This window comes from Cyanobium sp. T1B-Tous (assembly GCF_024345475.1).
In the GTDB taxonomy this organism is placed as follows: Bacteria; Cyanobacteriota; Cyanobacteriia; order PCC-6307; family Cyanobiaceae; genus Cyanobium_A.
In genome coordinates, this window is record NZ_JAGQBE010000037.1 from 1 (window position 1) to 26222 (window position 26222).

General features: G+C 68.8%; 29 protein-coding genes and 1 pseudogene. 15 read left to right on the forward strand and 15 right to left on the reverse strand.

Annotated features, from left to right (window positions below; all coding sequences use genetic code 11):
* Positions 1-71 precede the first annotated feature (71 nt).
* Positions 72-692: a DUF1643 domain-containing protein gene (locus KBY71_RS09480; RefSeq protein WP_254928677.1), complete on the reverse strand. Its 621-nt coding sequence runs from the start codon at positions 690-692 to the stop codon at positions 72-74.
* Between the two features lie 32 nt (positions 693-724).
* On the opposite strand from KBY71_RS09480, the gene KBY71_RS09485 reads away from it, so the two are divergent.
* The 4 genes from KBY71_RS09485 (at position 725) to cysS (ending at position 6083) form a co-directional block, all read left to right on the forward strand.
* Positions 725-1093 carry a nucleotidyltransferase domain-containing protein gene (locus KBY71_RS09485; RefSeq protein ID WP_254928678.1) on the forward strand — a complete coding sequence of 123 codons (369 nt, stop codon included), beginning with the start codon at positions 725-727 and terminating at the stop codon, positions 1091-1093.
* Positions 1090-1491 (forward strand): HEPN domain-containing protein, encoded by a 402-nt coding sequence (locus tag KBY71_RS09490; RefSeq protein ID WP_254928679.1) that lies wholly within the window; start codon positions 1090-1092, stop codon positions 1489-1491. The genes KBY71_RS09485 and KBY71_RS09490 overlap by 4 nt, the downstream gene beginning before the upstream one ends.
* Positions 1492-1575: 84 nt before the next feature.
* Positions 1576-4578, forward strand: coding sequence for a DNA polymerase I (gene polA, locus KBY71_RS09495; protein ID WP_254928680.1), 3003 nt, complete (start codon positions 1576-1578; stop codon positions 4576-4578).
* An 11-nt stretch (positions 4579-4589) separates the two neighbouring features.
* Positions 4590-6083 carry a cysteine--tRNA ligase gene (gene cysS, locus KBY71_RS09500; protein WP_254928681.1) on the forward strand — a complete coding sequence of 498 codons (1494 nt, stop codon included), beginning with the start codon at positions 4590-4592 and terminating at the stop codon, positions 6081-6083.
* A gap of 164 nt (positions 6084-6247) precedes the next feature.
* Here cysS and KBY71_RS09505 read toward each other — a convergent pair whose 3' ends face one another.
* On the reverse strand, positions 6248-6472 hold the full coding sequence (locus tag KBY71_RS09505; protein ID WP_190390554.1) for a hypothetical protein: 225 nt from the start codon (positions 6470-6472) through the stop codon (positions 6248-6250).
* Between the two features lie 20 nt (positions 6473-6492).
* The gene (locus tag KBY71_RS09510) at positions 6493-7146 is read right to left on the reverse strand and encodes an RluA family pseudouridine synthase (RefSeq protein ID WP_254928682.1); all 654 of its coding nucleotides are present in this window, start codon (positions 7144-7146) and stop codon (positions 6493-6495) included.
* Between the two features lie 68 nt (positions 7147-7214).
* Here KBY71_RS09510 and KBY71_RS09515 point away from each other — a divergent pair, with 68 nt between their 5' ends.
* Positions 7215-8465, forward strand: a complete 1251-nt coding sequence (locus tag KBY71_RS09515; protein ID WP_254928697.1) for a 1-deoxy-D-xylulose-5-phosphate reductoisomerase — start codon at positions 7215-7217, stop codon at positions 8463-8465.
* Complete coding sequence (locus KBY71_RS09520) at positions 8462-8848, forward strand: ferredoxin (protein WP_254928683.1); 387 nt, start codon at positions 8462-8464, stop codon at positions 8846-8848. Before KBY71_RS09515 ends, KBY71_RS09520 begins: the two co-directional genes overlap by 4 nt.
* Here KBY71_RS09520 and KBY71_RS09525 read toward each other — a convergent pair.
* The 5 genes from KBY71_RS09525 to KBY71_RS09545 all read right to left on the reverse strand — a co-directional run bounded on the left by KBY71_RS09525 (position 8799) and on the right by KBY71_RS09545 (position 13142).
* A complete protein-coding gene (locus KBY71_RS09525; protein ID WP_254928698.1) occupies positions 8799-9842 on the reverse strand; it encodes a YheT family hydrolase in 1044 nt (347 codons plus the stop codon). The genes KBY71_RS09520 and KBY71_RS09525 overlap by 50 nt on opposite strands.
* The gene (locus KBY71_RS09530) at positions 9839-11263 is read right to left on the reverse strand and encodes an NAD(P)(+) transhydrogenase (Re/Si-specific) subunit beta (protein ID WP_254928684.1); all 1425 of its coding nucleotides are present in this window, start codon (positions 11261-11263) and stop codon (positions 9839-9841) included. The genes KBY71_RS09525 and KBY71_RS09530 overlap by 4 nt, the downstream gene beginning before the upstream one ends.
* Complete coding sequence (locus KBY71_RS09535; protein ID WP_190390550.1) at positions 11263-11568, reverse strand: NAD(P) transhydrogenase subunit alpha; 306 nt, start codon at positions 11566-11568, stop codon at positions 11263-11265. The genes KBY71_RS09530 and KBY71_RS09535 overlap by 1 nt, the downstream gene beginning before the upstream one ends.
* Positions 11568-12737: an NAD(P) transhydrogenase subunit alpha gene (locus KBY71_RS09540; RefSeq protein ID WP_254928685.1), complete on the reverse strand. Its 1170-nt coding sequence runs from the start codon at positions 12735-12737 to the stop codon at positions 11568-11570. The genes KBY71_RS09535 and KBY71_RS09540 overlap by 1 nt, the downstream gene beginning before the upstream one ends.
* 117 nt (positions 12738-12854) lie before the next feature.
* Positions 12855-13142 (reverse strand): hypothetical protein, encoded by a 288-nt coding sequence (locus KBY71_RS09545; protein WP_254928701.1) that lies wholly within the window; start codon positions 13140-13142, stop codon positions 12855-12857.
* 19 nt (positions 13143-13161) lie between these two features.
* Here KBY71_RS09545 and KBY71_RS09550 point away from each other — a divergent pair, with 19 nt between their 5' ends.
* From KBY71_RS09550 to trxB, 3 genes are all read left to right on the forward strand, one after another.
* Positions 13162-14622, forward strand: a complete 1461-nt coding sequence (locus tag KBY71_RS09550; protein ID WP_254928686.1) for a DEAD/DEAH box helicase — start codon at positions 13162-13164, stop codon at positions 14620-14622.
* A gap of 112 nt (positions 14623-14734) precedes the next feature.
* The gene (locus KBY71_RS09555; protein WP_254928687.1) at positions 14735-14971 is read left to right on the forward strand and encodes a hypothetical protein; all 237 of its coding nucleotides are present in this window, start codon (positions 14735-14737) and stop codon (positions 14969-14971) included.
* Positions 14972-15067: 96 nt separating this feature from the next.
* Positions 15068-16453, forward strand: a complete 1386-nt coding sequence (trxB, locus tag KBY71_RS09560; RefSeq protein WP_254928688.1) for a thioredoxin-disulfide reductase — start codon at positions 15068-15070, stop codon at positions 16451-16453.
* 65 nt (positions 16454-16518) lie between these two features.
* Here trxB and infA read toward each other — a convergent pair whose 3' ends face one another.
* Positions 16519-16785 carry a translation initiation factor IF-1 gene (gene infA / locus KBY71_RS09565; protein WP_094560946.1) on the reverse strand — a complete coding sequence of 89 codons (267 nt, stop codon included), beginning with the start codon at positions 16783-16785 and terminating at the stop codon, positions 16519-16521.
* 212 nt (positions 16786-16997) lie between these two features.
* Between infA and KBY71_RS09570 the strand changes: the two genes are divergently transcribed.
* Positions 16998-17657: a pseudouridine synthase gene (locus KBY71_RS09570; protein WP_254928699.1), complete on the forward strand. Its 660-nt coding sequence runs from the start codon at positions 16998-17000 to the stop codon at positions 17655-17657.
* Between the two features lie 6 nt (positions 17658-17663).
* On the opposite strand, the gene KBY71_RS09575 is transcribed toward KBY71_RS09570, so the two are convergent.
* The 4 genes from KBY71_RS09575 to KBY71_RS09590 all read right to left on the reverse strand — a co-directional run bounded on the left by KBY71_RS09575 (position 17664) and on the right by KBY71_RS09590 (position 20248).
* Positions 17664-17879, reverse strand: coding sequence for a hypothetical protein (locus tag KBY71_RS09575; RefSeq protein ID WP_254928689.1), 216 nt, complete (start codon positions 17877-17879; stop codon positions 17664-17666).
* A 68-nt stretch (positions 17880-17947) separates the two neighbouring features.
* Complete coding sequence (locus tag KBY71_RS09580; protein ID WP_254928690.1) at positions 17948-18910, reverse strand: NAD(P)H-binding protein; 963 nt, start codon at positions 18908-18910, stop codon at positions 17948-17950.
* A gap of 98 nt (positions 18911-19008) precedes the next feature.
* Positions 19009-19110, reverse strand: coding sequence for a cytochrome b6-f complex subunit PetM (petM, locus tag KBY71_RS09585; protein WP_094560938.1), 102 nt, complete (start codon positions 19108-19110; stop codon positions 19009-19011).
* A gap of 22 nt (positions 19111-19132) precedes the next feature.
* Entirely contained in the window at positions 19133-20248 is a 1116-nt protein-coding gene (locus KBY71_RS09590) for a N2,N2-dimethylguanosine tRNA methyltransferase (protein ID WP_254928691.1), read from the reverse strand.
* A 38-nt stretch (positions 20249-20286) separates the two neighbouring features.
* Between KBY71_RS09590 and KBY71_RS09595 the strand changes: the two genes are divergently transcribed.
* Together KBY71_RS09595 and ilvN are read left to right on the forward strand one after the other, a co-directional pair.
* Positions 20287-21273, forward strand: coding sequence for an alpha/beta fold hydrolase (locus tag KBY71_RS09595; protein WP_261354751.1), 987 nt, complete (start codon positions 20287-20289; stop codon positions 21271-21273).
* A gap of 36 nt (positions 21274-21309) precedes the next feature.
* Entirely contained in the window at positions 21310-21840 is a 531-nt protein-coding gene (gene ilvN / locus KBY71_RS09600; RefSeq protein ID WP_254928692.1) for an acetolactate synthase small subunit, read from the forward strand.
* A gap of 20 nt (positions 21841-21860) precedes the next feature.
* Here ilvN and KBY71_RS09605 read toward each other — a convergent pair whose 3' ends face one another.
* Both KBY71_RS09605 and KBY71_RS09610 read right to left on the reverse strand, forming a co-directional pair.
* Positions 21861-22604 (reverse strand): peptidylprolyl isomerase, encoded by a 744-nt coding sequence (locus tag KBY71_RS09605; RefSeq protein ID WP_254928693.1) that lies wholly within the window; start codon positions 22602-22604, stop codon positions 21861-21863.
* Entirely contained in the window at positions 22604-23152 is a 549-nt protein-coding gene (locus KBY71_RS09610) for a photosystem I assembly protein Ycf4 (protein ID WP_254928694.1), read from the reverse strand. Before KBY71_RS09610 ends, KBY71_RS09605 begins: the two co-directional genes overlap by 1 nt.
* Positions 23153-23259: 107 nt before the next feature.
* On the opposite strand from KBY71_RS09610, the gene KBY71_RS09615 reads away from it, so the two are divergent.
* The 3 genes and pseudogenes from KBY71_RS09615 to KBY71_RS09625 all read left to right on the forward strand — a co-directional run.
* Positions 23260-23733, forward strand: coding sequence for a hypothetical protein (locus KBY71_RS09615; protein ID WP_254928695.1), 474 nt, complete (start codon positions 23260-23262; stop codon positions 23731-23733).
* The gene (locus KBY71_RS09620) at positions 23730-25964 is read left to right on the forward strand and encodes a GAF domain-containing protein (protein ID WP_254928696.1); all 2235 of its coding nucleotides are present in this window, start codon (positions 23730-23732) and stop codon (positions 25962-25964) included. Before KBY71_RS09615 ends, KBY71_RS09620 begins: the two co-directional genes overlap by 4 nt.
* A 120-nt stretch (positions 25965-26084) precedes the next feature.
* Positions 26085-26222, forward strand: a pseudogene (locus KBY71_RS09625) (photosystem II D2 protein (photosystem q(a) protein)); the annotation flags it as partial.

Sequence of the window (26222 nt, forward strand, 5' to 3'; positions counted from 1 at the left end):
GAGAACCCCGCCATACCACTGCTGAAACGCCTCCAGGGTGGGGAAATGGACGGTTTCGGTCTGGCCGCCGCTCATATGCAGGTGAACGGCGTAGCGGCGGGGGATGCGGGACATGGGGGCGCGCCAGGCAGCGAAACGGACGTGCCCACAGGATGCCCCAGGGTCTGTTGGTTGTGCCAGGTGAGTGGCTGCAGCGCAACATCACTGGCCTCATAGAGGGGATGGCGGGGCTGGCCGGCGGCGGTGAGGCCCAGGGCCCAGAGACCACGCCCCTGCAACAAGGCCAGCACCTCCTGATCGCGCCCCCGCCAGGCCCCCTGGTTGCCCCAGCCCAGCCAGAGGGTGGCCTCAGGCTGGGCCGCCAGCCGGTGCTGCAGCCAGAAATCAGCCTCCAAGCCCACCGGATCGGCGGCGCGGCGCAGCACCGCCGGCGATGGGCTGATTAGATCAAATAGGTTGAGCACCTCGAGGCAGCCGTAGCCCCACCGCTGGGCAAATCCCAACAACCGCCGCAGGGTGGGATCGTCGCGCTGGCCATCGGCCCGCGAGGGATTGAGGCCGATGAACAGCAGCCGCGGCGCCGCCGGCTGCCACAGGCGCTCCAGCCACCAGCGGTACTGGCCGCAGGGGCTGAAGGCGGCATGAACGGGCATGCCGGTGAAGGCCCCGTTGCTTGCCCTGCCTTGCTCCATGGCTGCTTTGCCGATGCGCTTAACCTTGGGACATGGCAGCCCTGTCCACTCTCGGCCGCATCCGTCAAGCACGGCATGAAAGCTGGCTGGCCGACTTACGCCGCAAAACCGAGGAGGTCGGCCAGGCTTGCGTGAAGCAGGGCATCGGAATTGAGCAGGTGCTGCTGTTTGGATCGCGGGCCAGGGGTGACTTTGATGGCCATTCCGATGTCGACCTGATCGCCGTTGGCACCACCCAGCAAGACGCCGAGGCCGTGGCAGATGCGTTGGCCGATGCCCACCTAGGAGACGACCTGATCGCCATGAGCCGTGAAAGCTGGCAGCGCAAAGCTCGCGCCAGCCATCCCACCTGGAGGGCCACCTTTAGCGAGGCCGTACCGATCTTTCAACGCGGCTCATGAACACACGCCCGCAAGCCTGGCTGGATCAGGCCCGCAACGACCTGGAGTTGGCCGTGCTAGCGGACTCCCGGGGCTTTCACGCCCAAGCCTGTTTTTTTGCCTCTCAGGCAGCAGAAAAAGCGTTGAAAGGGGTCATCCTCGAGCTCGGCGCTGAGCCAGCCCACACCCACCAGCTCACCGAACTCGTGGAGTGCCTTGCGTCGCTCGGTGTGCCCACCGAACCTCTACAGCAGCTGCGCCTCAAACCTCTGAGCCGCATGGCCACCAGCACCCGCTACCCCGACGACGCCACGCCGCCGCTTGAGCGCTTTGATCACCAAGATGCCGAGGAGTCGATCCGCTGCGCCCAAGCGGTGCTGCAGATTGTTGAGCAATGGGACACCCCCCGGAGCACCTAAAAAGCCACTCTCCGCTTGGCCCTGCGCCTGGATCAGCCCTGAGCTCTGGCAGGCTGGCCCCCACGCAACGACGGCAGCAGCAACGTGGCCCCCAGCACCAAGCCCCTGCTGCTGCTGATCGACGGCCACTCCCTGGCCTTCCGCAGCTTTTATGCCTTCTCCAAGGGGGGCGACGGCGGCCTGAGCACCAAGGCGGGGGTGCCCACCAGCGTCACCTACGGCTTCCTCAAGGCCCTGCTCGACAACTGCAAGGGGCTCAAACCCAACGGGCTGGTGGTGGCCTTCGACACGGCGGAACCCACCTTCCGCCACGAGGCCGACGAGGCCTACAAGGCCCACCGGGATGAGGCGCCGGAGCACTTCTTCGCCGATCTGGCCAACCTGCAGCAGATCCTGGCCGAGAGCCTCGACATCCCGCTGGCCATGGCGCCGGGCTTCGAAGCCGACGACGTGCTCGGCACCCTGGCCAACCGGGCCGCCAACGCCGGCTGGCGGGTGCGGATCCTCTCGGGCGACCGCGACCTGTTCCAGCTGGTGGACGACGCGCGCGACATCGCCGTGCTCTACATGGGCGGAGGGCCCTACGCCAAAAACAGTGGCCCCAGCGAGATCCGCCGCGAGGGCGTGATCGCCAAGCTCGGCGTCACCCCGGAGGAGGTGGTGGATCTCAAGGCCCTCACCGGCGACAGCTCCGACAACATCCCGGGCGTCAAGGGCGTGGGCCCCAAAACCGCCATCAACCTGCTCGCCGCCTACGACCATGTGGACGGCATCTACGCGGCGCTGGAGGCGCTCGAGCAGGCGGGCCCCAAGGCCAAGGATCCCAAGGGCGTGCTCAAGGGCGCCCTGGTGGACAAGCTGCGCGACGACAAAGACAACGCCTACCGCTCGCGCATGCTGGCCGAGATCCTGATCGACATCCCCCTGCCCAGCGAGCCGCGGCTGGAGCTGGGGGCCGTAAAGGCCGACGCCCTGGCCGGCAGTTTGGAGGAGCTGGAGCTGTACAGCCTGGTGAAACAGGTGCCCCAGTTCGCCCAGCTGTTCTCGGCCGTGCCGCCGGAACCCAGGGAGGGATCCAGCCCCGCGGGCGGCAAGGCCGTCACAGCCCCCGCCCAAGCCACACCGAGCACCAGCCCAGACCCCAGTAGCCCCGAGGCGCCCCCCCTGGAAGAGGCCCCCGCGCTGCCCCCGCTCGCCCCCCAGCTGATCACCAGTGCCGAGGCCCTCGCCGCCCTGGTGACCCACCTCAACGGCTGCAGCGATCCCGGCCGGCCCGTGGCCCTCGACACCGAAACCACCAGCCTCAACCCCTTCCAGGCCGAGCTGGTGGGAGTGGGAGTGGCCTGGGGGGATGGCCTCGGGGAGCTGGCCTACATCCCGATCGGCCACCACCCGCCCGCGGCGGCCGACCTGCTCAGCGCCCCCCCGGAGGCCCCGCCCCAGCTGCCCCTCGATGCGGTGCTCACCGCCCTGGCCCCCTGGCTGGCCAGCGCCTCCCACCCCAAGGCCCTGCAGAACGCCAAGTACGACCGGCTGATCCTGCTGCGCCACGGCCTGCCCCTGGAGGGGGTGGTAATGGACACCCTGCTGGCCGATTACCTGCGCGATGCCGGCGACAAACACGGCCTCGACGCCATGGCCGAGCGCCACTTCGGCTTCAGCCCCACCAGCTACACCGAGCTGGTGCCCAAGGGCGCCACGTTCGCGTCCGTGGGGATTACAGAGGCCGCCCAGTACTGCGGCATGGATGTGCACCTCACCTGGCGCCTGGCCCAGCTGCTGCGCCGGGAGCTCACGGCCATGGGCGAGGCCCTCCCCGAGCTGCTCGACCAGCTGGAGCTGCCCCTGGAGCCGGTGCTAGCGCTGATGGAGGCCACCGGCATCCGCATCGACACCGCCTACCTCGGTGAGCTCAGCGAGGAGCTCAAAACCACGCTGGATCGCCTCGAGGGCGAGGCCAAGGCGGCTGCCGGGATGGACTTCAACCTCGCCTCCCCCAAACAGCTGGGCGAGCTGCTGTTCGACACCCTCGGCCTCGATCGCAAGAAATCCCGCAAAACCAAAACCGGCTGGAGCACCGACGCGGCGGTGCTGGAGAAGCTGGAGGCCGATCACCCGGTGGTGGCGCTGGTGCTGGAGCACCGCACCCTCAGCAAGCTCAAGAGCACCTACGTGGATGCCCTGCCGGCCCTGATGGAGCCGGAAACCGGCCGGGTGCACACCGATTTCAACCAGGCCGTCACCGCCACCGGGCGCCTGAGCAGCAGCAACCCCAACCTGCAGAACATCCCAATCCGCACCGAGTTTTCGCGGCGGATCCGCAAGGCCTTCCTGCCCCAGGAGGGCTGGAGCCTGATCAGCGCCGACTACTCCCAGATCGAGCTGCGCATCCTGGCCCACCTCAGCGGCGAGGAGGTGTTGGTGGAGGCGTACCGCACGGGCGACGACGTGCACGCCCTCACGGCCCGGTTGCTGCTGGAGAAGGACACGGTGACGCCGGCGGAGCGCCGCCTGGGCAAGACGATCAACTTCGGCGTGATCTACGGCATGGGCGCCCAGCGCTTCGCCCGGGAAACGGGCGTGAGCCAGGCCGACGCCAAAGAGTTTCTGGGCAAATACAAGCAGCGCTACCCGAAGGTGTTCGCCTTCCTGGAGCTGCAGGAGCGGCTGGCCCTGAGCCGGGGCTACGTGGAAACGATCCTGGGCCGGCGCCGGCCGTTCCACTTCGACCCCAATGGCCTGGGCCGGCTCCGGGGCAAGGATCCCCTCGAGATCGACCTGGAGGTGGCCCGCCGCGGCGGCATGGAGGCCCAGCAGCTGCGGGCTGCGGCCAACGCCCCGATCCAGGGCTCCAGCGCCGACATCATCAAGCTGGCCATGGTGCAGCTGCACCGGGAACTGCAGGCCGCCCAGCTACCGGCAAGACTGTTGCTGCAGGTGCACGACGAACTGGTGCTGGAAGCAGCTCCCGCCGTCCTGGATCAGGTGCTCACCCTGACGCGTGAAACCATGGAGCGGGCCGTCACCCTCTCGGTGCCCCTAGTGGTGGAAACGGGCGTGGGCCCCAACTGGATGGACGCGAAGTGACCGCTGGCCTGATGACCCTGAAACTCACCAACACCCTCAGCCGCCGCCTGGAGCCGTTCGAGCCCCTGGTGCCTGGCCAGGTGAGCATCTACTGCTGCGGCGTGACGGTGTACGACCTCTGCCACCTGGGCCATGCCCGCAGCTACATCGCCTGGGATGTGCTGCGCCGCTATCTGCTGTGGAGCGGCTACCAGGTGACGTTCGTGCAGAACTACACCGACATCGACGACAAGATCCTCAATCGGGCTGCTGAAGAGGGCAGCTCAATGGAGGTGGTGAGCGAGCGCAACATCGAGGCCTTCGTGGCCGACATGGCGCGCCTCAACATCCTGCCGCCCGATCGCATGCCACGGGCCACCAGCAGCCTCGATGCGATCCGCACCCTGATCAGCGAACTGGAGGCCAAGGGCGCCGCCTATTCGGCTGATGGCGATGTGTACTTCGCCGTGATGAAGCACGCCGGCTACGGCAAGCTCTCCGGCCGGGATCTCTCCGAACAGCAGGACAACGCCTCCGGCCGTGTGGCCAGTGAAGAGGAGGCCCGCAAGCAGCACCCGTTCGACTTCGCCCTCTGGAAGGGCACCAAACCGGGTGAACCCAGCTGGGAGTCGCCCTGGGGCCCCGGCCGGCCGGGCTGGCACATCGAGTGCTCGGCGATGGTGCGCGAGGAGCTGGGCGACACCATCGACATCCACCTCGGCGGCGCCGACCTGGTGTTCCCCCACCACGAAAACGAGATTGCCCAGTCGGAGGCGGCCACTGGCCAGGAGCTGGCCCGCTACTGGCTGCACAACGGCATGGTGAATGTGGGCGGCCAGAAGATGAGCAAATCGCTCGGCAACTTCACCACCATCCGCGCCCTGCTGGATTCGGGCGTCTCCCCGATGACCCTGCGCCTGTTCACCCTGCAAGCCCACTACCGCAAACCGCTCGACTTCACCGCCGAGGCGCTCGAGGCCGCCGCCACCGGCTGGAAGGGGCTCAACGCCGCCCTGGGTCTTGCTGCCAGCACTAGCGACGCCACTACCGACCCCACTGCCGATGCCGGCGAGCAGGCGCCCGCCCTGGCCGCCGCCCACCAGCGCTTCGCCGCCGCCATGGACGACGACCTCAACACCTCCGCTGCGCTGGCCGTGCTGTTCGAGCTAGCCAAACCCCTGCGGGCCCTGGCCAATCGCATCGAGCGCGGGGATGGGGCCGCCGCGGCCGAAGCCGCCACCCCGGCCCTGGTGGCCCAGGGCCAGCTGCTGCTGGAGCTGGCGGGGGTGCTGGGCCTCCAACAGGAGCGGGCAGCCGAAAGCCAGGCCGCCGGCTCGGGAGCAGGAGCAGGCGCGGGAGTGGCGAGCCCCAGCGACGCCGAGATCGAAGCCCAGATCACGGCCCGCCAGGCCGCCAAGGCCGCCAAGGATTTCGCGGCTGCCGACGCGATCCGGGATGCTCTCCAGGCCCAGGGCATCGAGCTGATCGACAAGCCCGGTGGCGTCACCGAGTGGCTGCGGGGCTGACTTGCTGAGGGGCTGAGTGGAGAGGCTGAACGCAGCTTCAAACGGCGCGTCCCCTGCCGCGCCCCTTCTGCCCGCAACCCCCTCTGAATTCCGTACAGCTTGTACAGAATTCGGGAGACACCTGCCCACACCTCAGGAAACGCGGGCCCCTCACGCTTCCACCCTCACTCCTCGCTCGGCTCGGGCGCCTGCCGGCCCTGCATCATCCGCTCGATCTTGCGGATGCGCTCCAGGGTGGTGGTCCACACCTCCTTCTGAAAGCCCGGCTCACAACCATCCACCAGGGCCTGCAGATCCTCCTGCCGCTCGAAAGCATCCCAGAGCTGGCGCTCCAGCTTGGCCCGGTCAATGAAATTCCAACGCTGCAGCCACACGGGCAGTGCCGCCATGGGGAGAGGTCCAACTCGGCTCAGTTAAGGGGATCCGCCGCGGCCAGCGGGCACCCGCTGCGCAGACGCAGCACGTCGCCGCTGACGGGATGGCGAAACCGAAGCCCGGCGGCATGGAGCTGCAGGCGCGGCGCCGCCGCCCCATCGCCGTAGAGGGAATCCCCCAGCACCGGGTGGCCGAGGGCCGCCAGATGCACCCGCAACTGGTGGGAGCGCCCCGTCTGGGGCTGGAGCAGCAGCAGGCTGGCGCACTGGCCGGGGCGCAGCAGGCGCCAGCGGGTCAGGGACGGCTTGCCGCCGCCGGCCACCGGCACCACGCCATAGCGAGGCGGCCGGGTCGCCACGCGGGCCAGGGGCAGGTCGATCACCCCGCCGCGGCCCGCCGGCACCCCCGCCACCCAGGCCAGGTAGGTCTTGCGCACGCGGCGCTCGGCGAAGGCGATGCTCAGGCGGCGATGGGTTTCAGCGTCGCGGGCCAGGAGGATCAGGCCCGAGGTGTCGCGATCGAGGCGGTGCACCAGCCGCACCTCCGGCCAGCGCCGCTGGGCCCGGCTGAGCAGGGAATCGGCCAGCTCCGGCCCCAGCCCCGGCTGGCAGAGCAGGCCCGAGGGCTTGGCCAGGGCCAGCAGCCACGGGTCGGCATGAATCAGCTCCAGGCTGGAACAACGATGCAAAACCCATGCTGGCGCCTTGCCGGCAACGGGGGAATGGGAAACTGGTGCCCATCGCTGGAGCCCTGCCCGTGAAAGCCCTCTCCGTGCTCGGCTCCACCGGCTCGATCGGCACCCAAACGCTCGAGCTGGCCGAGGAGTTCCCTGATCGCTTCAAGGTGGTGGCCCTCACCGCGGGCAACAACCTCGATCTGCTGGTGGAGCAGATCATCCGCCACGCCCCCGAGGCCGTGGCCCTGGCACATCCCGAGCGCCTCAGCGAGCTGCGCGAGCGCCTCAACGGCCTCGAGCCCAGCCAGCGCCCGGCGCGCCTGCCCGAGCTCCTCGGCGGCAATGAGGGGCTGGAGGCCGCCGCCGCCTGGTCCACGGCCGATCTGGTGGTGACGGGCATCGTGGGCTGCGCTGGCCTGCTGCCCACCCTGGCCGCCATCCGCGCCGGCAAGGATCTGGCCCTGGCCAACAAGGAAACCCTGATTGCCGCAGGGCCCGTGGTGCTGCCCGAGCTAGAGAAATCGGGCTCGCGCCTGCTACCCGCCGATTCGGAGCACTCCGCCATCTTCCAGTGCCTGCAGGGCACGCCCTACGCCGAAACGGCACGCCTGAGCACCGGCACCCCCACGCCCGGCCTGCGCCGCATCCAGCTCACCGCCAGCGGCGGCGCCTTCCGCGACTGGGACCCCGCCGATCTGCACAAGGCCACCGTGGCGGATGCCACCAGCCACCCCAACTGGAGCATGGGCCGCAAGATCACCGTCGACAGTGCCTCCTTGATGAACAAGGGCCTCGAGGTGATCGAAGCCCACTACCTCTTCGGCCTCGATTACGACCACATCGAGATCGTGGTGCACCCCCAATCGATCATCCACTCGATGGTGGAGCTGGCCGATTCCTCGGTGCTAGCCCAGCTCGGCTGGCCCGATATGAAGCTGCCGATCCTCTACTGCCTCAGCTGGCCCGAACGGCTCGATACCCCCTGGCGCCGCCTCGATCTCACCGAGGTGGGCGCGCTCACCTTCCGCGCCCCCGACCCGGCCCGCTACCCCTGCATGGAGCTGGCCTACGCGGCGGGGCGCGCCGGCGGCACGATGCCCGCCGCCATGAACGCCGCCAACGAGCAGGCCGTGGCCCTCTTCCTCGAGGAGCAAATCCATTTCCTCGACATTCCCAAATTGATCGACGGGGTGTGCGAACGCCACAAGGCCGACCTCACGGCCCATCCCTCCCTGTCCGACGTGCTGGCCGTCGACGCCTGGGCCCGTCAGGCGGTGCGTGAGGCTGCAGCCCGGCTGCAGGCCAAGACCCCGGCTGCGCTGCCGGCGTGACGCGCGTTTCCCATCACCTGCTGCTCTGCGCCACCCCCACCAAGGCGCTCTGCTGCCCCGATCCCGCCATCGGCGCCGCCAGCTGGGACACCCTCAAGCGCCTGGTGCGCGAGTGGGGCCTCGAGGATCCGCAGCGCCCCGAGGGGATCGTGCTGCGCAACAAAGCCGACTGCCTGCGCATCTGCGCCGAGGGCCCGGTGCTGCTGATCTGGCCCGAGGGCATCGTTTACACCGGCGTCAGCCCCGAGCGCATCGAGCGGATCCTGCGGGAGCACGTGATCGGCGGCAGCCCGATCGAGGCCTGGATCCTCAAGCGGATGCCCTTCGCGGCGGCTAGCGGCCTAGCCCTCCAGCCAACAGCCGCTCCAACCACTGCACCGTGACCTGATCGCCCCAGCAGCTCAGCGGAGCATCGCCCACGCCGTGGAAGCCGTTGTGGCCGCCCTGGCCCGTGAGCAGCACCTCCACCCCGGATGGGGGGTGGGCGGCCAAGGCCTGGGCACCGCTGGCGGGCACCCAGGGGTCGTCGAGGGCATGCAGCAGCAGGGTGGGCGGCAGGGCCGGGTGGCTGCGCTCATCCGCCCCAGGGGCTGCCAGCAGCCGGGGCAGCGGCGACGCCTGCCGGTAGTAGTGCTCCACCGAGCCGTAGCCCCAGCGCGGCGCGGTGATGGCGGCATCAAAGGCCCGGATCGTGCGCGGCCGATCCGGGCCCTGCAAGGCCCAGCGCTCCGCCGCACTCACCCCAAAGGGATCGGCCAGGGTCTGGGCCCGCAGCCGGCGCAGCAGCCAGCGCTGGTAGATCCGGTTGCGGGGTCGCTCGATCTGCCGCGAGCAAGCGGCGAGGTCGAGCGGACTGCTGGTGCACACCAGGCCATCGAGCACCCCGGCCTCGGCCAAGACCGCATTCAGCAACATCGTGCCGCCCAGGGAGATGCCCACGCCCAACAACGGCAGGCCGCCGGCCTGCTCGCGAGCCCGCCGCAACACCGGCAGCAGGTCGCTGTCGCAACGGGCGGCGTAGGTGCCCGGGGCCAGCGACCGGCCCGGCCCCGCGCCGCGCAGGTTCAACCGCCACACCGCCATGCCTGCGTCCTGCAGGCTCAAACCCATCCTCCGCAACCCCTCACGCTCACTGGAGCCGCCCAGGCCGTGCAGCAACACCACCAGGGCTCGCGGCTCCGCCAAGCGGGGGGGATCACAGAGGGCGAGCAGGGAACATCCCTCCCCCACCGCCAGGGCCAGGGGTTCGCCCTGGTCGGCGGGCAAGCGGGGCGGGCTGAGGGTGTCCCGCAGGGTTTGCAGGTCTGGGCCAATCCAGGGCCATCGCTGCCGGAAGGGGGCCAGCTCTAGCCCCAGGGCAGGGAGCGCTGGATTCAGGCCGCCACCTTCTTGCCCACCCCCATGCTGCGCAGCTCGCTCAGCAGGCCGTTGAGCACGGCCTTGGCATCACCGAACACCATGGCGGTCTGGGGAAGCTCAAACAGGGCGTTCTTGATGCCGGCGTAGCCGGCCCCCAGGCTGCGCTTCACCACGAACACCTGACGGGCCTGGTCCACCTCAAGCACGGGCATGCCGAAGAGGGGGCTGGTGGAGTCACTCTTGGCATCGGGATTCACCACGTCATTGGCCCCCAGCACGATCACCACGTCGGTGCGGGGGAACTCGGGGTTGATCGTGTCCATCTCCAGCAACTGCTCATAGGGCACGTCGGCCTCGGCGAGCAGCACATTCATGTGGCCCGGCATGCGGCCGGCCACCGGGTGGATGGCATAGGTCACCTCCACGCCGTGGGCCTCGAGCAACTTGGAGAGCTCGCGCAGGGCGTGTTGGGCCTGGGCCACGGCCAGGCCGTAGCCGGGCACGAACACCACCCGCTCGGCGGCCTCGAGGGCCAGGGCACATTCCTCGGCGCTGCAGCTGGTGATGCGGGTGTAGCCGGCTTCATCGCCGCCCCCTCCCACGGGCGCGGCGCCACCCAGGGCCCCACCGAACAGCACGCTCACCAGGGAGCGGTTCATGCCGGTGCACATCACCTGGGTGAGGATCAGGCCGGCAGCGCCCACCATGGCGCCGGCCACGATCAGCAACTGGCTGCCCACCACGAAGCCAGCAGCGGCAGCAGCTACGCCGGAATAGGAGTTGAGCAGGGAGATCACCACCGGCATGTCCGCCCCGCCGATGGGCAGGGTCACGCCGATGCCCAGCAGGCTGGAGGCCACCACCAGCACCCAGAGGGGCAGACCGGCCATGGCCCCGGGCAAGGCGATGGCGCTGGCCAGGCAGGCCACCGCCAGACCGATGTTCACCACGTGACGCAGGGAGCTCTGGGTCCAGCCGGGGGTGTCAATCCAGCCCTGGAGCTTGCCCATGGCCACGATCGAGCCACTGAAGGTGATCGCGCCCACGAACACCGAAATCACGATCGAGATTTGTTCCACCAACCCAGGGGCGCCACCCGGGCTGTACAGCGCCACCCCAAGGGCCACCAGCAGCGAGGCCATGCCGCCGCAGCCGTTGAACAGGGCCACGGTTTCGGGCATGGCCGTCATCGGCACGCGCTGGGCCGTCACCAGGCCCAGCAGGCCCCCCGACGCTGTGCCAATGGCGATCCAGAGCCAGGCCTGGGCCGAGAGGGGCTGCTGGATCAGCAGGCCCAGCACCGCCAGGCCCATGGCCAGGGCGGCCAGGCCATTGGCGGAGCGGGCGGTACTCACCTTGGAGAGCCCCTTGATGCCGAGGGCCAGCAGCAGCACCGCCACCAGGTCGATGGCGGCCGGCAACAGATCGAGTCCAGCCATCAGCCTGCACCTCCAGAACGCGTCTTTTTACGGGAAAACATGGCGAGCATGCGGTCGGTGACCAGGAAGCCGCCCACCACGTTGAACAGGGCGAAGCCGAGCGACAGGGAACCGAGCAGCAACAGGGGCACCTGACCGTTGGCCTGGGCAATCAAGGTGAGGGAGGCCAGCACCGTGATGCCACTGATGGCGTTGGCGCCACTCATGAGCGGGGTGTGCAGGGTGGGCGGCACCTTGCCGATCAATTCGAGGCCCAGCAGGCTGCCCAGCAGGAGCACCCAGAGGGCTTGGGACAAGGCACTCATCAGTTGGCTCCGGAAACGAGGTCGGGGAAGCGGCAGGCGCCGGCGTGGGTGAGCAGGCACCCCGCCACGATCGGGTCCTCCTGCTCGAGCTGCTGGTCGAGCGAGAAGCCGCCCTCACCCAGCACGTGCTCCACCAGGGCGGCCAGGTTGCGGGCGTAGAGGGCGCTGGCATGGTTGGCCACGGAGCTGGGCAGTCCGTCGCCGCCGATCAGCTGCACGCCGTGGCGCTCCACCGTCTGGCCGCAGACCGTGCCGGCGCAATTGCCGCCCTGGGCCACGGCCAGATCCACCACCACGGAGCCCGGGCGCATGCCCGCCACCATCTCCTCAGAGATCAGCAGCGGCGCGCGGCGCCCGGGCACCTGGGCGGTACAGATCACCATGTCGGCCAAGGCCAGTTGCTCGGCCAGCTGCTGGCGCTGGGCCGCCAGGAAGGCCTCGCTGGCCGCCTTGGCGTAGCCCCCAGACTCCGCCGGCCGCTCTTCCTGCTCCGGCGGCGACACAAACCGTCCGCCCAGGGACTCCACCTGCTCCTTGGCCGCGGGTCGCACATCGCTCACGTACACCACGGCCCCGAGGCGTCGGGCCGTGGCCAGGGCCTGCAGGCCGGCCACCCCAGCCCCGAGGATCAGCGCCCGGGCGGGCTGAATCGTGCCTGCGGCTGTCATCAGCATCGGCACATAGCGGTCGAGGGCCGCCGCCGCCAGCAGCACCGCCTTGTAGCCAGCGATGTTGGCCTGAGAAGAGAGCACATCCATGCTCTGGGCACGGCTGATCCGCGGCAGCAACTCCAGGGCCAGGGCCGAGAGCTGGCGGGCCTGGAGCTGCTCCACCAGGCCCGAGGCGCCGTAGGGGGCCAGCAGGCCGGCCACCAGGGCCCCGGGCTTGAGCTGCTCGAGAACGGCGGCGGCCGGCGGATTGACGCAGAGCACGGCATCAACGCCCGCTCCCAAGCCGGCCCCAGGCTCCACCAGGCTGGCGCCGGCGTCGGCGTAGTCCTGATCGGCGTAACCGGCGGCCAGGCCAGCCCCCAGCTCCACCTGAAAGTTCAACCCGCGGGCCCGCAGGCGCCGCACGGTTTCCGGAGTCGCGGCCACGCGGGACTCGCCCGCACTGCGCTCCCGCAGGATCAGCACCGCTCCCACGTCCACACCCGACGGTTCAGCCAAGAGGATTCCCAGGGGTCATGCCTCCATTAGGGGGTGAGCCCCCTGCCGGGGGCAACAGAACACCGGCAAATGTGCGCAGTTCCCCATGCAGCCCGGCCCCCAGCACCCGAGCACCACTCAGAACAGGGGCAGCAGCTCCTGTTCCACGCAGCTGGCCTGGGGCAAGGCCCCCAGATGGCGCAGCTGGCGGGCCCGCAGGATCATCGGATCGATGTCGCACTCGAGCTCCCAGCAGGCGCCGAGATGGCGCCGCTGCCGCTGGGCCGTCCAGGCCCAGGAGCCTGGATCGGAAAAGGAGTTGGGGTGGTGGGGATTGGGGTTGGCCATGGAGGCAACGGCTTGGCCCGGGGGGATGGCCAGAAGGTAGGCACAGCCAGCCACAAACCCATAGGCCACAACACTCATTCATCGCCACAATGGCGCGATGGCGTTTCCCTCCTTTGATCTGGGCCTGCCGGCACCGGCAACCCCGGGGATCCGGCCCAGGCAGTGGCAGACCCGCCTGATCCAGCTCCTGCGGGCCCGCTTGCTCAACGGCCAGCCGGGCGGCCACGACGTGCTCATCCACGCCGGCCCCGGTGCCGGCAAGACCCTCGGCGCCCTGCTGAGCTTCCACACCCTGCAGCGGGAGGGCCGCCTGGAGCGCTTCCTGGTGTTCTGCCACCGCAGCTCGATCGCGCGGCAGTGGCTGGTGGCGGCGGAGCGGCTGAATCTGCGGCTGCTGGAGTGGGACCCCGAGCGGGGCCTGGCCGACCTGGAGCAGAACGGCAACTGGGATGGCTTGCTGCTCAGTTACCAAGGCGCCGGCCGCCACCGCAGCCATCTGGCCACCGGCCTGGGCCAGCTGGGGATGGGCCGTTGGCTGGCGATCGCCGATGAGGTGCACCACCTAGGGCTCGACCCCGACGAACCGGAGGCCGCCGCCTGGGGTTTTGCCTTCAGCCAGCTCGCCGGTCGGGCCCAGCTGCGGCTGGGGCTCACCGGCACGCCCTTCCGGGCCGACAACCTGGCCTTCTGCGCGGCCCGCCGGGTGCGGGTGCGCGAGGGCGATCAGATCATCGAGCGCATCGCCCCCGACCTCAGCGTGGAGCCCCGCCAATTGATCCTCGCCGGCGATGTGCGCCCGCTGGAATTCCGCTTTCAAGATGGCTGGGTGGAGCACGGCCGGCCCCAGACCAGCGCCGACACCGAAACCTCCCCCCTCTCCGCCGAAGTCCGCGAGAGCTGGCGGGCTCGCAATCTGCGTCGCGCCATTCAGCTGGGCGACAGCAGCAGCATCGCCCTGCGGCTGCTGCTCAACGCCCGCAAACGCCTGGAACGGGTGCGCGGCAGCCATCCCGAGGCCGGCGGTCTCGTGATCGCCCGGGATATCGCCCATGCCCGGCGCATCACCGGGCTGCTGGAAGAGGAAGGGGATCGGGTGCATCTGGTGCACTCCCAGGACCCCGAAGCCGCCACCCGCCTGGCCGCCTTCCAGGCCGGTGAGGCCGACTGGCTGGTGAGCATCGACATGTGCGCCGAGGGCTTCGATGCCCCCCGGCTGCGGGTGGTGGCCTACCTCACCACCGTGGTCACCCGCAGTCGCTTCGTGCAGGCGATCACCCGGGCCGTGCGGATGGAGGGAGAGCGGGCCGGGGTGGAAGCGGTGCCCCGGGATCCGTCCTACGTGTTTGCCCCCGCCGATCCCCTGCTGATCAGCTACGCCCGCAGCTGGTCCCTGAGCGAGCCCTACCTGGTGCGCCCCAGGCTGGCGGCCCCCGAACCCGAGGCCAGCGGCAGCCCTGGGGCCGGAGCCCTTCCCCTGGAAACCGTCGATGAACGGGTCGGCGAGGTCATCCGCCTGGGGGGACCGGAACTGCCCGGTTTTCTGCAGCAAAGGGCGTGATCCCGTCCAAGGAGATACAAACTTGCGCGGCAAATTTGCGACGTTGTGTCAACCAATACCTAAGGACGGCCCGCGCCCCGGCAACGTGGTGCCAACCAAGGGAGAGGGGAGCATGAACCCCGCAGTGAATCGCCGTCTCACGGTTGCCGTGAGCTGGGCTCTGGCCCGCCGAGCCACCCTCGACTCCCTCGAGCACTACGAAGAAAGCTTTGCGATCACTGAAGAGTTCCGGGAATGGTTGCTCTGCCTGGAAGAGCACCCGGAACTCCTCGAAGCCAGCGTGCTGATGGTTCCCAACGACCTGGGACAGGGCATCCGGCCCGAGAGCGACGGACTCCTGGAAATCTAAAGAAAATCTAAAAAACCCCGGCTTTTTTCCGGGATCGCGTCAGCCGATTCGCTGGGCCATCACCTAGGCTTAACTCATAGTCGATCCGCTTAAGCCGTGCCGTCCGAGGGAGCCGCCCCAGCCGTGGAAAACCTGGTGATCGTGGGGTCGGGGCCGGCGGGGTACACCGCGGCCATCTACGCCGCCCGGGCCAACCTCAACCCGGTGTTGATCACGGGCTTTCAAGACGGTGGCATCCCCGGTGGCCAGCTGATGACCACCACCCACGTGGAGAACTTCCCCGGCTTCCCGGACGGCATCCTGGGGCCGGATCTGATGGACAACATGAAGGCCCAGGCGGTGCGCTGGGGCACCCGGCTGATCGAGGCTGATGCCACCGCCATCGACCTCTCCCAACGGCCCTACCGGGTCACCGCCGAAGGCCAGACCCTCCAGACCCAGGCCCTGATCCTGGCCACCGGAGCCAGCGCCAACCGACTGGGCCTACCCAGCGAAGCGCGCTTCTGGAGCAACGGCATCAGTGCCTGCGCCATCTGCGATGGCGCCACCCCCCAGTTCCGCCAAGCCGAGCTGGCGGTGGTGGGCGGCGGCGACTCCGCCTGCGAGGAGGCGGTGTATCTCACCAAATACGGCAGCCATGTGCACCTGATCGTGCGCGGCGACAAGCTGCGGGCCAGCGGGGCCATGGCCGACCGGGTGCTCGCCAATCCCGCCATCACCGTGCACTGGAACCGCCAGGTGGCCGACGTCAGCGGCGGCGATTGGATGGAGGCCCTCACCCTGCGGGACGCCACCACCGGCACCAGCGAGGACTTGGCGGTGAAGGGCCTCTTCTACGCCATCGGCCACACCCCCAACACCCGCCTGGTGAAGGGCCAGCTTGAGGTGGATGAACTCGGCTATCTGGTGACCCAACCCGGCCGCCCCGAAACCAGCCTGGAGGGCGTGTATGCCGCCGGTGACGTGGCCGACGCCGAGTGGCGCCAGGGCATCACGGCCGCAGGCAGTGGCTGCCAGGCGGCCCTGGCGGCCGAACGCTGGCTCACCCACCACAACCTGGCGGTCACCGTGAGCCACGATCCCGTCGATCCGGCCGAGGTGGGCGCACCCCAGCCCACCGCCGAAAGCGATGCCAACAATTTCACCCCGGACGCCCTCTGGCAAAAGGGCGGCTACGCGCTGCGCAAGCTGTATCACGACAGCCCCAAGCCTCTCCTGGTGGTCTACACCTCCCCCAGCTGCGGCCCCTGCCACGTGCTCAAACCCCAACTCAAGCGGGTGCTCGACGAACTCGGCGGTGCTGCCCAGGGCGTAGAGATCAACATCGAAGCCGATCAGGAGATCGCCGCCCAGGCCGGTGTGACCGGCACCCCCACGGTGCAGCTGTTTTTCCAGAAGGAGCTCAAGCACACCTTCCGGGGCGTGAAGCAGCGCAGCGAATTCAAAGCAGCCATTGAAGCCCTCCTAGGCGTTGCCGCCTGAGGGATCGGTCAACTGAACAAGCGCACCGAAAGGTGCGCTCAGCGCCGTCGCACCGAAAGGTGCGCTCAACGACGCCGAGGTCCGCCGGGACGGTTGCCACCGGGACGGGGGCCGGCAGCGGCATTGCGCTCCCGATAGGTGATCCGGCCCCGGGTGAGGTCGTAGGGGCTGATCTCCACCAACACCTTGTCGCCGGCCAGCAGCTTGATGCGGAACTTGGTGAGCTTGCCTGCCGCCCGGCAGAGGCACTGGTGACCAGCCGGCTGTTCCAGGGTCACGAGGTAAAACCCGTTGCCCTGCTCCTTTTCAATCACACCGGAGGTCTCGATCATGCGGGGGAGCTGGCTGGGGAATCAATCGCTGCCAATAGCTTAATTGCCGCCCGACGGGCGATAGGGTCTGCAGCACCTGTGCCGTTTCGGCTCCGCCATGGTTTTGCCGCCGCTGTCGTTGGATCTGGGCCTGCTGCTGATCTCCATCGGCGTGGTGAACCTGTGGAAAGCGCGCCAAGCCAGTTGATCCCCAGGCCCCCAACCAGCCTTCCCTGACCACCCTTCTCTTCCACAAGCCCTACGGGGTGCTGAGCCAGTTCACGCCCGAACCCGGCAGCCGCTGGGGCTGCCTCGCCCCCTTCATCCCGATCCCAGGGGTGTATGCCGCCGGCCGGCTGGATGCCGACAGTGAAGGCCTGCTGCTGCTCACCAGCAATGGGCGCCTGCAACAGCGCCTCACCGACCCCGCCTTTGGCCATTGGCGCCGCTACTGGGTTCAGGTGGAGGGCAACGGCGCCCTGCACCCCCAGGCGCTCGAGCAGCTGAGCCAGGGCGTGCTGATTCAGGGTGAGCCCACCCTGCCAGCCCGGGCCCGGCTGATCACCGATCCCCTGCTGCCCGAGCGCGATCCCCCGATCCGCCAGCGTGCCGCCATCCCCACCAGCTGGCTGGAGCTGGAGCTGCGCGAGGGTCGCAACCGTCAGGTGCGCCGCATGACGGCCGCGGTGGGGCTGCCCACCCTGAGGCTCGTGCGGGTGGCCATTGATCTGATGGACGGCGCGCCGCCCCTCGACCTGACCGGCCTGGCCCCAGGCGCCTGGCGTGAGGTGAGCTCCCAGGAAGCCCAACGCCTGGAGCAGGTGCGCCGCTCGCCCGGGCGCGGGGGTCGGGCCGGCGGTGGAAAATCCGGCCGGGCCGGTGGCGGGGGATAGGGCGGCTTAGCCGACGACGTCCTTGAGCTCCCGCACCGTCTGCAACTGGCCGTAGTAGTAGTTCGCCCGGGCACGCCGGTCGCCATCCTCCAGGCTGTCAAAGGCATCAAAACCCAGGGCTTGCCAAAGCTCATGGCCACAGGCCCGGTTGAGTTCCTCGATGGCCTCGGCCTCCAGGTTCGCCAGGCGGCGCTGCAGGTTCTTGATCTGGGCAACCGACATGCACGCGACAGAGCAACGCCGCAATAGTACAGGCGCACTGCCAGCCCTGCTGGCTGCCGATTCCGGATTCAGAACGGCAGCTTTTTCTTGGCTTCCTTGTCGAGGTCCGATTCCATCTCACGCAAGCGCTTGAGGATCGTGTCGTAGTACTCCTTGAGATAGGCCTCAAGGCCGGTGGTTTCAGCCGGATCCAGGCCAAAGGCCTCGTAGCTGGCCTCCATCGGCGCATCGAGGGCCTTGCCACCGCCGGTGACGGCATCAAAAGCAAGCCGCTCAGCCACGTTGAGACTGGCCTCGAAGAAGGCCGTCACCGATCGCATCAGGCTCAGCAGGGCCGGCGGCACCCGGAAGATCCGCGCCTCCTTGCCGGAATAGCGCTCACAGAGCTGGGTCACTTCACTGGTGGTCCAGGCCCGTGGACCCACCACGGGGAAGGCCTGACGCACGGTCTCGGGCCGCTCCAGGGCCGCCACCGCGAAGCGGGCCATGTCCTGGGTGTTCATGTAGGCGATCGGCGTGGGCGTGCCACTCACCCACACCGTCTGGCTCTCCAGCACGGGAATCGCAAACTGGCTGATCACGCCCTGCATGAAGGCCACCCCGCGCAGGATCGTGTAGTCGAGGTCTGAGGCCATCAGCCAGTCCTCGGTGCAGGCCTTGATGTCCATCAGGGGCACTTGGCGGTGCTGATGGGCATCCAACAGCGACACAAACACCAGCCGCTTCACCCCGGCCTTCTGGCAGGCGGCAAAGAGGTTTTGCTTGCCACTCCAGTCGATGTCGTAGGCACTGCCGGGATCGGTGGCCCGGGCGGTGGCCGCATCGATCACCGCGTCCTGGCCCTCCAGGGCGTAATCGAGGCTGTCGGGCTCGAGCAGGTCACCACGGGTGAGTTCGCAGCCCCATTCCTGCAAAAACGCGGCCTTGCGGGGGGATCGCACCACACAGCGAACCTGGTGGCCGGCGTCGAGGGCCCGGCGGGCCACTTGACGCCCCAGGGTTCCCGTTCCGCCAACCACCAAAACCTGCATCGCCAACCCTCAAGCGGGCCTGAGCCTAGGAGTCGGCTGGGCCTGGTCGGGAGGGCTGGAGGCCGGGAAGGGAATCCCGGAGCAAGGCCAAGGGACGCTCAGTCCTTGTCGGCGAGCTTCAGCAGCAGGGCGCCACCGGCCAGGCCAACGGGGATCAGCACCCAGAACAGGGCTGCGGTGCCGAAGATTTCAGAGGCCATGGGCCGGGCTGCGAACGGCCTCTTATTTAGCAGTGCCGGAGGCCGTGGCGCCCAACCGGCTCGCGATCTGCAGGATCTCGGTCCAGGGCGCATCGCTGCGAAATTGCCCAGGCATCAGCCCACTGGCCAGGGCGACCCAGCCCTCGGCCCGCAGGGCGGCCACCAGCGCGGCCAGGGGTGGAGGCCCGCCGCCCAGGCGGCGGGCAATCTCGGCCGTGGGCCAACAACAGACCGGCAGGCCAGGGTCGGCCGCCAGACGGGCCAACAGGCGGGCCCCCTCCGGCGAGAGGCTGGCGGCGGGAGCCTGGGCCGCCAGCTCAGCCAGCAGGGCGCCATCCTGCAGCGGCCCGATCCAGAGCGGTCCGCTGATCGCCAGGGGCGGGGGCGGGTCGGCCGAGGACAACGCGTTGACACAGCCACAGCGCTGCCATTGGCGCAGCCGAAGCAACGGCTGCACCTGCTGATGGCCGCAGCCATGGCAGTGGGCCAACATCCCCAGCTGCTCCTCCTGCCGCGGAGATGGCCGGCGCTGCAACCGCACCGCCGTGCGGAACGTCCGGCCCTCGCTGAAGCTGACCAGGGGCTCAACCCCACGCCCCAGAGCCCAGGCCGCCCGGGCCACGCTGCCGAGCTGCAAGCGCAGGGCCAACTCCCAGCTGGCCGGATGGGCCCGGGCCGCTGCCCCCAGCAGCCGAATGGCGGCGGGCCGGTCATGGCCGGTGGGAGAGCGGCCATCGGTGCTGGCGAGGTACAGCACCCCCTCGAAGGCCACCGCCTCCAAGGCCAGCGGCACCAGGGCCGTGGGGCAACCGAAGCCATCGAGATCCACCAGATCGAAGCGCTCCTGGCGCTGCAGGCAGTCCGCCAGCAGGTGCTGGGCGGTGCGGGCCGTGCAGCGCACCCCGGGAAGCCCGGCAAGGTGTCGCTGCAGCAGGGGCAGTCGATCGGGATCGGCATCGTTGGCCCACACCGCCTCCGCCCCGGCCTCCAGGCCGTAGCGCAGGGCCCGGATGCCACAGCCGGCCATGGCATCGAGCACCCGCAGGGGCCCCCGGGCCGCCAGGCTGCGGGCCAGCAGCACCCCCAGGTCCCGGGAGGGTCGCGACTCGGGACGGAAAAAGCCGCTGCCGGGCTGCACCCGGGCCAGCCCTTCGCAATAGTGAGCGCTGGCGTGTGCTGTCAGGAGATCGCAAGGTGGTGGTGACCGTCCAGCCTGCACCCCCACGGCCGACCGGGGAGAGCGTCGAGTGGGGCATCCATGCCGAATGGCTCTGGCGGGGGGAGCGCTGCCACTGGCGGGTGCTGGGTGACCCCACGGCCCCGGCCCTGGTGTTGGTGCATGGCTTCGCCGCCGGCAGCGGCCACTGGCGGCGCAATGCGTCGGTGCTCGCCGCCGCCGGCTGGCGCGTGTATGGGCTGGATCTCCTGGGCTTCGGGGCCTCCAGCCAGCCGGCCCTGCGGCTCGACAACCGCCTCTGGGCCCGGCAACTGCAGGCCTTTCTCGAGCAAGTGGTGCAGGGGCCAGCGGTGCTGGTGGGCCACTCCCTGGGCGGCCTGGTGGCCCTGAGCTGCGCCGTGTTCGCGCCCCAGCTGGTGCGGGCCGTGGCGGCAGCGCCCCTGCCCGATCCCACCTTGATGCTGGCGAGCGGCAGCGGTGCGCCCCGCCGGCGCCCCTGGCGGCGGCGGCTGCAGCGCTGGCTGGTGACCCTGCTGTGCCGCCTGCTGCCCCTGGAACTGGTGGTGCCCCTGCTGGCCCACTCCCCCCTGTTGGATCTGGGGATCCAATCGGCCTACAACACGCCGGTGATCGGCGATCGGGAGCTGCACCGGGTGATCGCCCGACCCGCCCGCCGGCCCGGAGCGGTGAGGGCCCTGCGGGCGATGAGCATCGCCATGGCCCTGCGCCCCCATGGCGCCACCGCGCCCGCCCTATTGCGGCGGCTCGGCCAACCGCTGCTGCTGATCTGGGGACGGCGGGACCGGCTGGTGCCCGTGCAGGTGGCGGCCCAGGTGCAACGGCTCCGCCAGGACCTCTCCCTGGTGCTGCTGGATGGCAGTGGCCACTGCCCCCATGACGAACACCCCGCAGCCTTCAACAGCGCCCTGCTGGGTTGGCTGGAGCAGCTGCCTGCGCAGGAGTCAAGTTCCGGCGCCGGACAGTAATTTGGGGCAAAGCCAGCGCAGCGGGTTCCTCAGGCGATGAAACACACCCTCTCGGTGTTGGTGGAAGACGAATCGGGCGCCTTGAGCCGGATCTCCGGACTGTTTGCGCGCCGGGGCTTCAACATCGAAAGCCTGGCGGTGGGGCCCACCGAGCAATCGGGGATCTCCAGGCTGACGATGGTGGTGGAGGGCGACGAGCACACCCTCGAGCAGATGACCAAACAGCTCGACAAGCTGATCAACGTGCTGGGCGTGATCGATCTCACCCGCATCCCCAGCGTCGAGCGCGAACTGATGCTGCTCAAGGTGTCAGCACCCGCGGAGACCCGCAGCGCCATCCTCGATCTGGTTCAGGTGTTCCGGGCCAACGTGGTGGACGTGGCCGATGACGCCCTGACCCTGGAGGTGGTGGGCGATCCCGGCAAGCTGGTGGCCCTGGAACAGGTGATGGAGGGTTTCGGCATCCTCGAAATCGCCCGCACCGGCAAGGTGGCCCTGGAGCGGGCCTCCGGTGTCAACACGGCCTTCTTGAAGGTCACGGCCTCCAGCAAGCGCGTGCCGGCCTAGGGCTTGCCCTGCACCGCCTCTCAGGGCTTGCCCTGCACCAATGTGCCGCCGGCCACCACGGTGGCCTTGACGATCTTGTCGCCCTGGCGGATCTGGTCGATCACCTCCATCCCCTTGCTCACCCGGCCGAACACGGCGTAGCGGCCATCCAGCTCCGGCAGGGCCTGGAGGGCTACATAGAACTGGGCGCTGGCGGAATTGGGATCGGCCGAGCGGGCCATGGCCACCGCACCGCGCTGGTGGGCCAGGGCCAGCTGACGGGTGACACCCGGGGCCGTGACCGGTTCGCCATAGCGGGGTTCGGGCTCATCGCTGCGCTTGATCTCCAGGGGGATCAGCCGGGCTTCCCCACTGGCGGGATCCACATAGCTGCCCAGGCCGTACTGGCTGGATGGCACCTTCGGATCGGCGCTGGCTGGGTCGCCGCCCTGCACCACAAAAGGCACGGGCTCGCGCACCACGCGATGAAACACGGTGCCGTTGTAGACCCCTCGCTTCACCAGATCCACGAAATTGCCAGCGGTGAGCGGGGCGGCGGCGCCGTCGAGCTGAAGTTGCACCTCCCCCTTGCTGGTCTGCAGCGCCACGGTGGCGGCCCCACTCAAACAGGGGGTGCTGGCCGTGCTGCAACCGAGCTGGCGACTGCCGCTCTCGGCGGCACAGGCCACCAGGGTGAGGGGCGCCAGCAACAACAGGCCCCCCAGCACCAGGCGGCTCAACCAACGCTTCGAATCCTGAGTCAGGTCGAGACGATCGCGGCGCATCACACGCCCTCCAGGGGCACGCCCAGAAAACGGGCGAGCTGGGCTCCGGAGAGCTCCAGATCAGCCAGGGGCATGGGTTCACCCACCCGGGTGAGGGGCATGTCGCGGCGACCCTGCACCTTTAAAGCCAGCCGGCGGCGGGGATTGAGACCATCGCGCACCTCCACCTTCACCGCCTGGATCTCCCGCAGGGGGATCTCCACGTTGATGGTCTGACGGAAGCCACGGCGGCAGATGGTGGCCGTTCCGGCGGCCCGATCAAAGCGGTTGCTGCCCGCCCCCACATCGATGCCGATCACCGCCCAGAGGTAACTGCAGAGGGCCATGGCCGCCAGGCCATACAGCCCCATCACCAGCCCCTGGGGCAGCCAGGCCAGCTCGGCCGGGTGACCGATCGGCAGCAGGTCGGTGCCGAGGTAACTCGACGCACTGGTGAGCAGGAAGCCCAGGCCACCGGTGGTCACCACCAGGGCCACCAGCACGTTGGAGAGCCGCCGCGACCCCAGCACCGGCAGCTCGAGTGACTCGGTCGCGGGGGAGGAAACCATGACGGAGGGCAAACACTGGCGGCCATCCTGACGGGTCGCCGCGAAGCCTGGGCGGATCGATCCGGATCTGCCATCCTCAAGGCATGTCAGGAGCCGGGTCTAGGACCGTGACAGCCCCCGACCAGCCACGCCCAACCCCGTCCGACCCGGATCCCGCAGACGCCCTTCAGGAGCTGAACCTGGAGCTGCTGCAGCTGCGCCACACCGTGCAGGCCCTGCGCACCCAGCTGGAGGAGCAGGAGCGCCAGGCCGCTGAACGGCTGGCCCGGGCCCTCGGCAATGAACAGGAGCAAAGCCGTCAACTGCGCAGCTCCATCGAAGCCCTGCGCCGGGAGCTGGACATCCAACAGAGCGCTGCCGCCCAGCAACTCCAACAACGGGACGTGCACGCCCTGACGGAGCTGGGCCAACTGCAAGGGTCGGTGGCGGTGCTGAGGCAGCAGCTGGAGCAACGGGAGGCCGACCATCGGGAGGCGCTGCAACGGCACCAGGCCGAGATGCAGAGCCAGTTGCGGCATTTGCAGGAAGCACTGCTGGCCCAGCGGCAACTCCTGGAAGCGGGTGGCCGCCATCAACCATGAACCTGCGTGAGGCGCGGCTGCTGCTGGAGGTGGCCCATGCGGTCGCCCTGGAGGAAACCCTGGACGGCCAGCTGGGGCGCCTGATCGATCTGGTGACCCAGGCCACAGCGGCCGATCGGGGCACCGTGTTTTTGCACGATTCCGAGACGCAGGAGCTGTACAGCCGCCAGAGCGTGGGCGGTCTCAACCGGGAAATCCGCCTGCTCAACGACCGCGGCGTCGCCGGGCATGTGTTTCAGAGCGGCGAAGGGGTCGTGATTGCCGAGGCCTATGCCGACCCTCGCTTTGATAGCAGCATTGACGAGCAGACCGGCTACCGCACCGCCTCCATTGCCTGTGCCCCCCTGCGCACGGTCAGCGGAGCGGTGATCGGCGTTGTGCAGGTGTTGAACCACCAGGGCGACGGCGGCTTCAACCAAGCCCACCTGGCCCTGATCGAAGCCATGGCACGCCAGGCCAGCGTCTCCGTGCAGCGGAGCCTGCTGCTGGAGGACGCGGAACGCCAACGGATCCGCGAGCAGGAGTTTCTGACGCTGGTGTCGGAACTGTCCGGGGAGCTCAAACTCGGCAGCCTGCTGGACAAGGTGATCGCCACCATCACGCGTCTGCTCGATGCGGAGCGCTCCACCCTCTTCCTCAACGACGCCAAAACCAGCGAGCTGTACACGGAGATCGGCGAGGGGCTCGGGGCCACGAAGATCCGCTTCCCCAACCACCTGGGCATCGCCGGCACGGTGTTCACCACCGGAGAGACGGTGAATATCCCCTACGCCTATGCCGACCTGCGCTTCAACCCCTCCTTTGACCGCCAGACGGGCTTTTTCACCCGCTCCATCCTCTGCACCCCCCTTCTCAACAAAAGCGGCACCGTGATCGGTGCCACCCAGGTGCTGAACAAGCGCGGAGGGGTCTTCAGCGACGAAGACGCGGCCAGGCTCAAGGCTTTTACCGCCCAGATGGCCGTAGCGCTGGAGAACGCCAAGCTGTTTGACGACGTGCAGGCGATGAAGGCCTACGCCGAATCCATGCTCGAGAGCATGGCCAGCGGAGTGATCACCTTCAACGACAACGATGTCGCCCAGACCATCAATCGGGCGGGCTGCCGGATCTTCCGGGCCCGGTCCCGCGACGTGATCAACCAGGCTGCCGCTGAACTCTTCCGCGGCAACAGCACCTGGTTGCTCCCCAAGCTGTCCGAGGTGCGCAGCTCGGGGGAAAGCCTGGCGCTTCTGGACGTGGAACTCGACCTCGCCGGCAAGCCGACCGCCGCCAACTTGACCCTGATGCCGCTGCGCGGCGAAGGCGGCACGGCCATGGGCTCGATGCTGATGATCGAGGACATCAGCGATGAAAAGCGGATGAAGGGCACCATGGCCCGCTACATGGATCCGCTGATCGCCGAATCCCTGATGCGGGAAGGGGCAAACGCCCTAGGGGGGCAGGAGAGCGAAGCCACCGTGCTCTTCAGCGACATCCGCAGCTTCACCACCCTCACCGAATCTCTCGGAGCCCAGGGCACCGTGAGCCTGCTGAACACCTATTTCACGCTGATGGTGGAGTGCCTCCAACGGGAAGGCGGCATGCTCGACAAATTCATCGGTGATGCAGTGATGGCGGTCTTCGGGCTGCCGATCCCCTCCGCGGACGATGCCGACCGGGCCGTGCGCACCGGCATTGCCATGCTGACCGAGCTGGAAGGCTTGAACCGCCAACGCCAGGAGGGCGGCCTAGCCCCGATCCGCATCGGCATCGGGCTCCATACCGATGCGGTGGTGAGCGGCAACATCGGCTCGCCCAAACGGATGAATTACACCGTGATCGGCGACGGGGTGAACCTGGCAGCCCGGCTGGAATCGGCCTGCAAGCAGTACGGCGCCAGGATGCTGATCAGTGAGTCCACCCGCAGCCGGCTGCGGGGCACCTACCGGCTCCGGGAAGCCGACTGGGTGGTGGTGAAGGGGAAAACCGAGCCCGTGGTGATCTACGAGGTCCTTGACTTCCACAGCGAAGCCAGCTTCCCGCGGGCCATGGACGTGCTGAACCTCTTCCGCGATGGCCTTGAGCTCTACCGCAAGCGCTCCTGGGACACGGCCCGGGGCTGCTTCGAAAAGGCCTTGGCCCTCCACCCCGCCGACCGGCTGAGCAGCCTCTACGTGCAGCGCTGCATGGCGTTCAGCGTCGCCCCGCCGCCTGCGGACTGGAATGGAGTCTGGGTCATGGAGAGCAAGTAGAACCCAGCTGGAGGCGGGCATGTCAGCCCGTTGCAAACCGCCTCGCGATCCGCTTCAGCGTTGTTACCATCGCCCGGTAATCCCACAGCCTCCGCGGGTTTTCCGCACCGTTTCATCACCATGACGATCGCTGTAGGGCGCGCGCCGCAGCGGGGATGGTTCGACGTCCTCGATGACTGGCTCAAGCGCGACCGCTTCGTATTTGTGGGTTGGTCGGGTCTGCTCCTGTTCCCCACCGCCTATCTGGCGCTGGGTGGC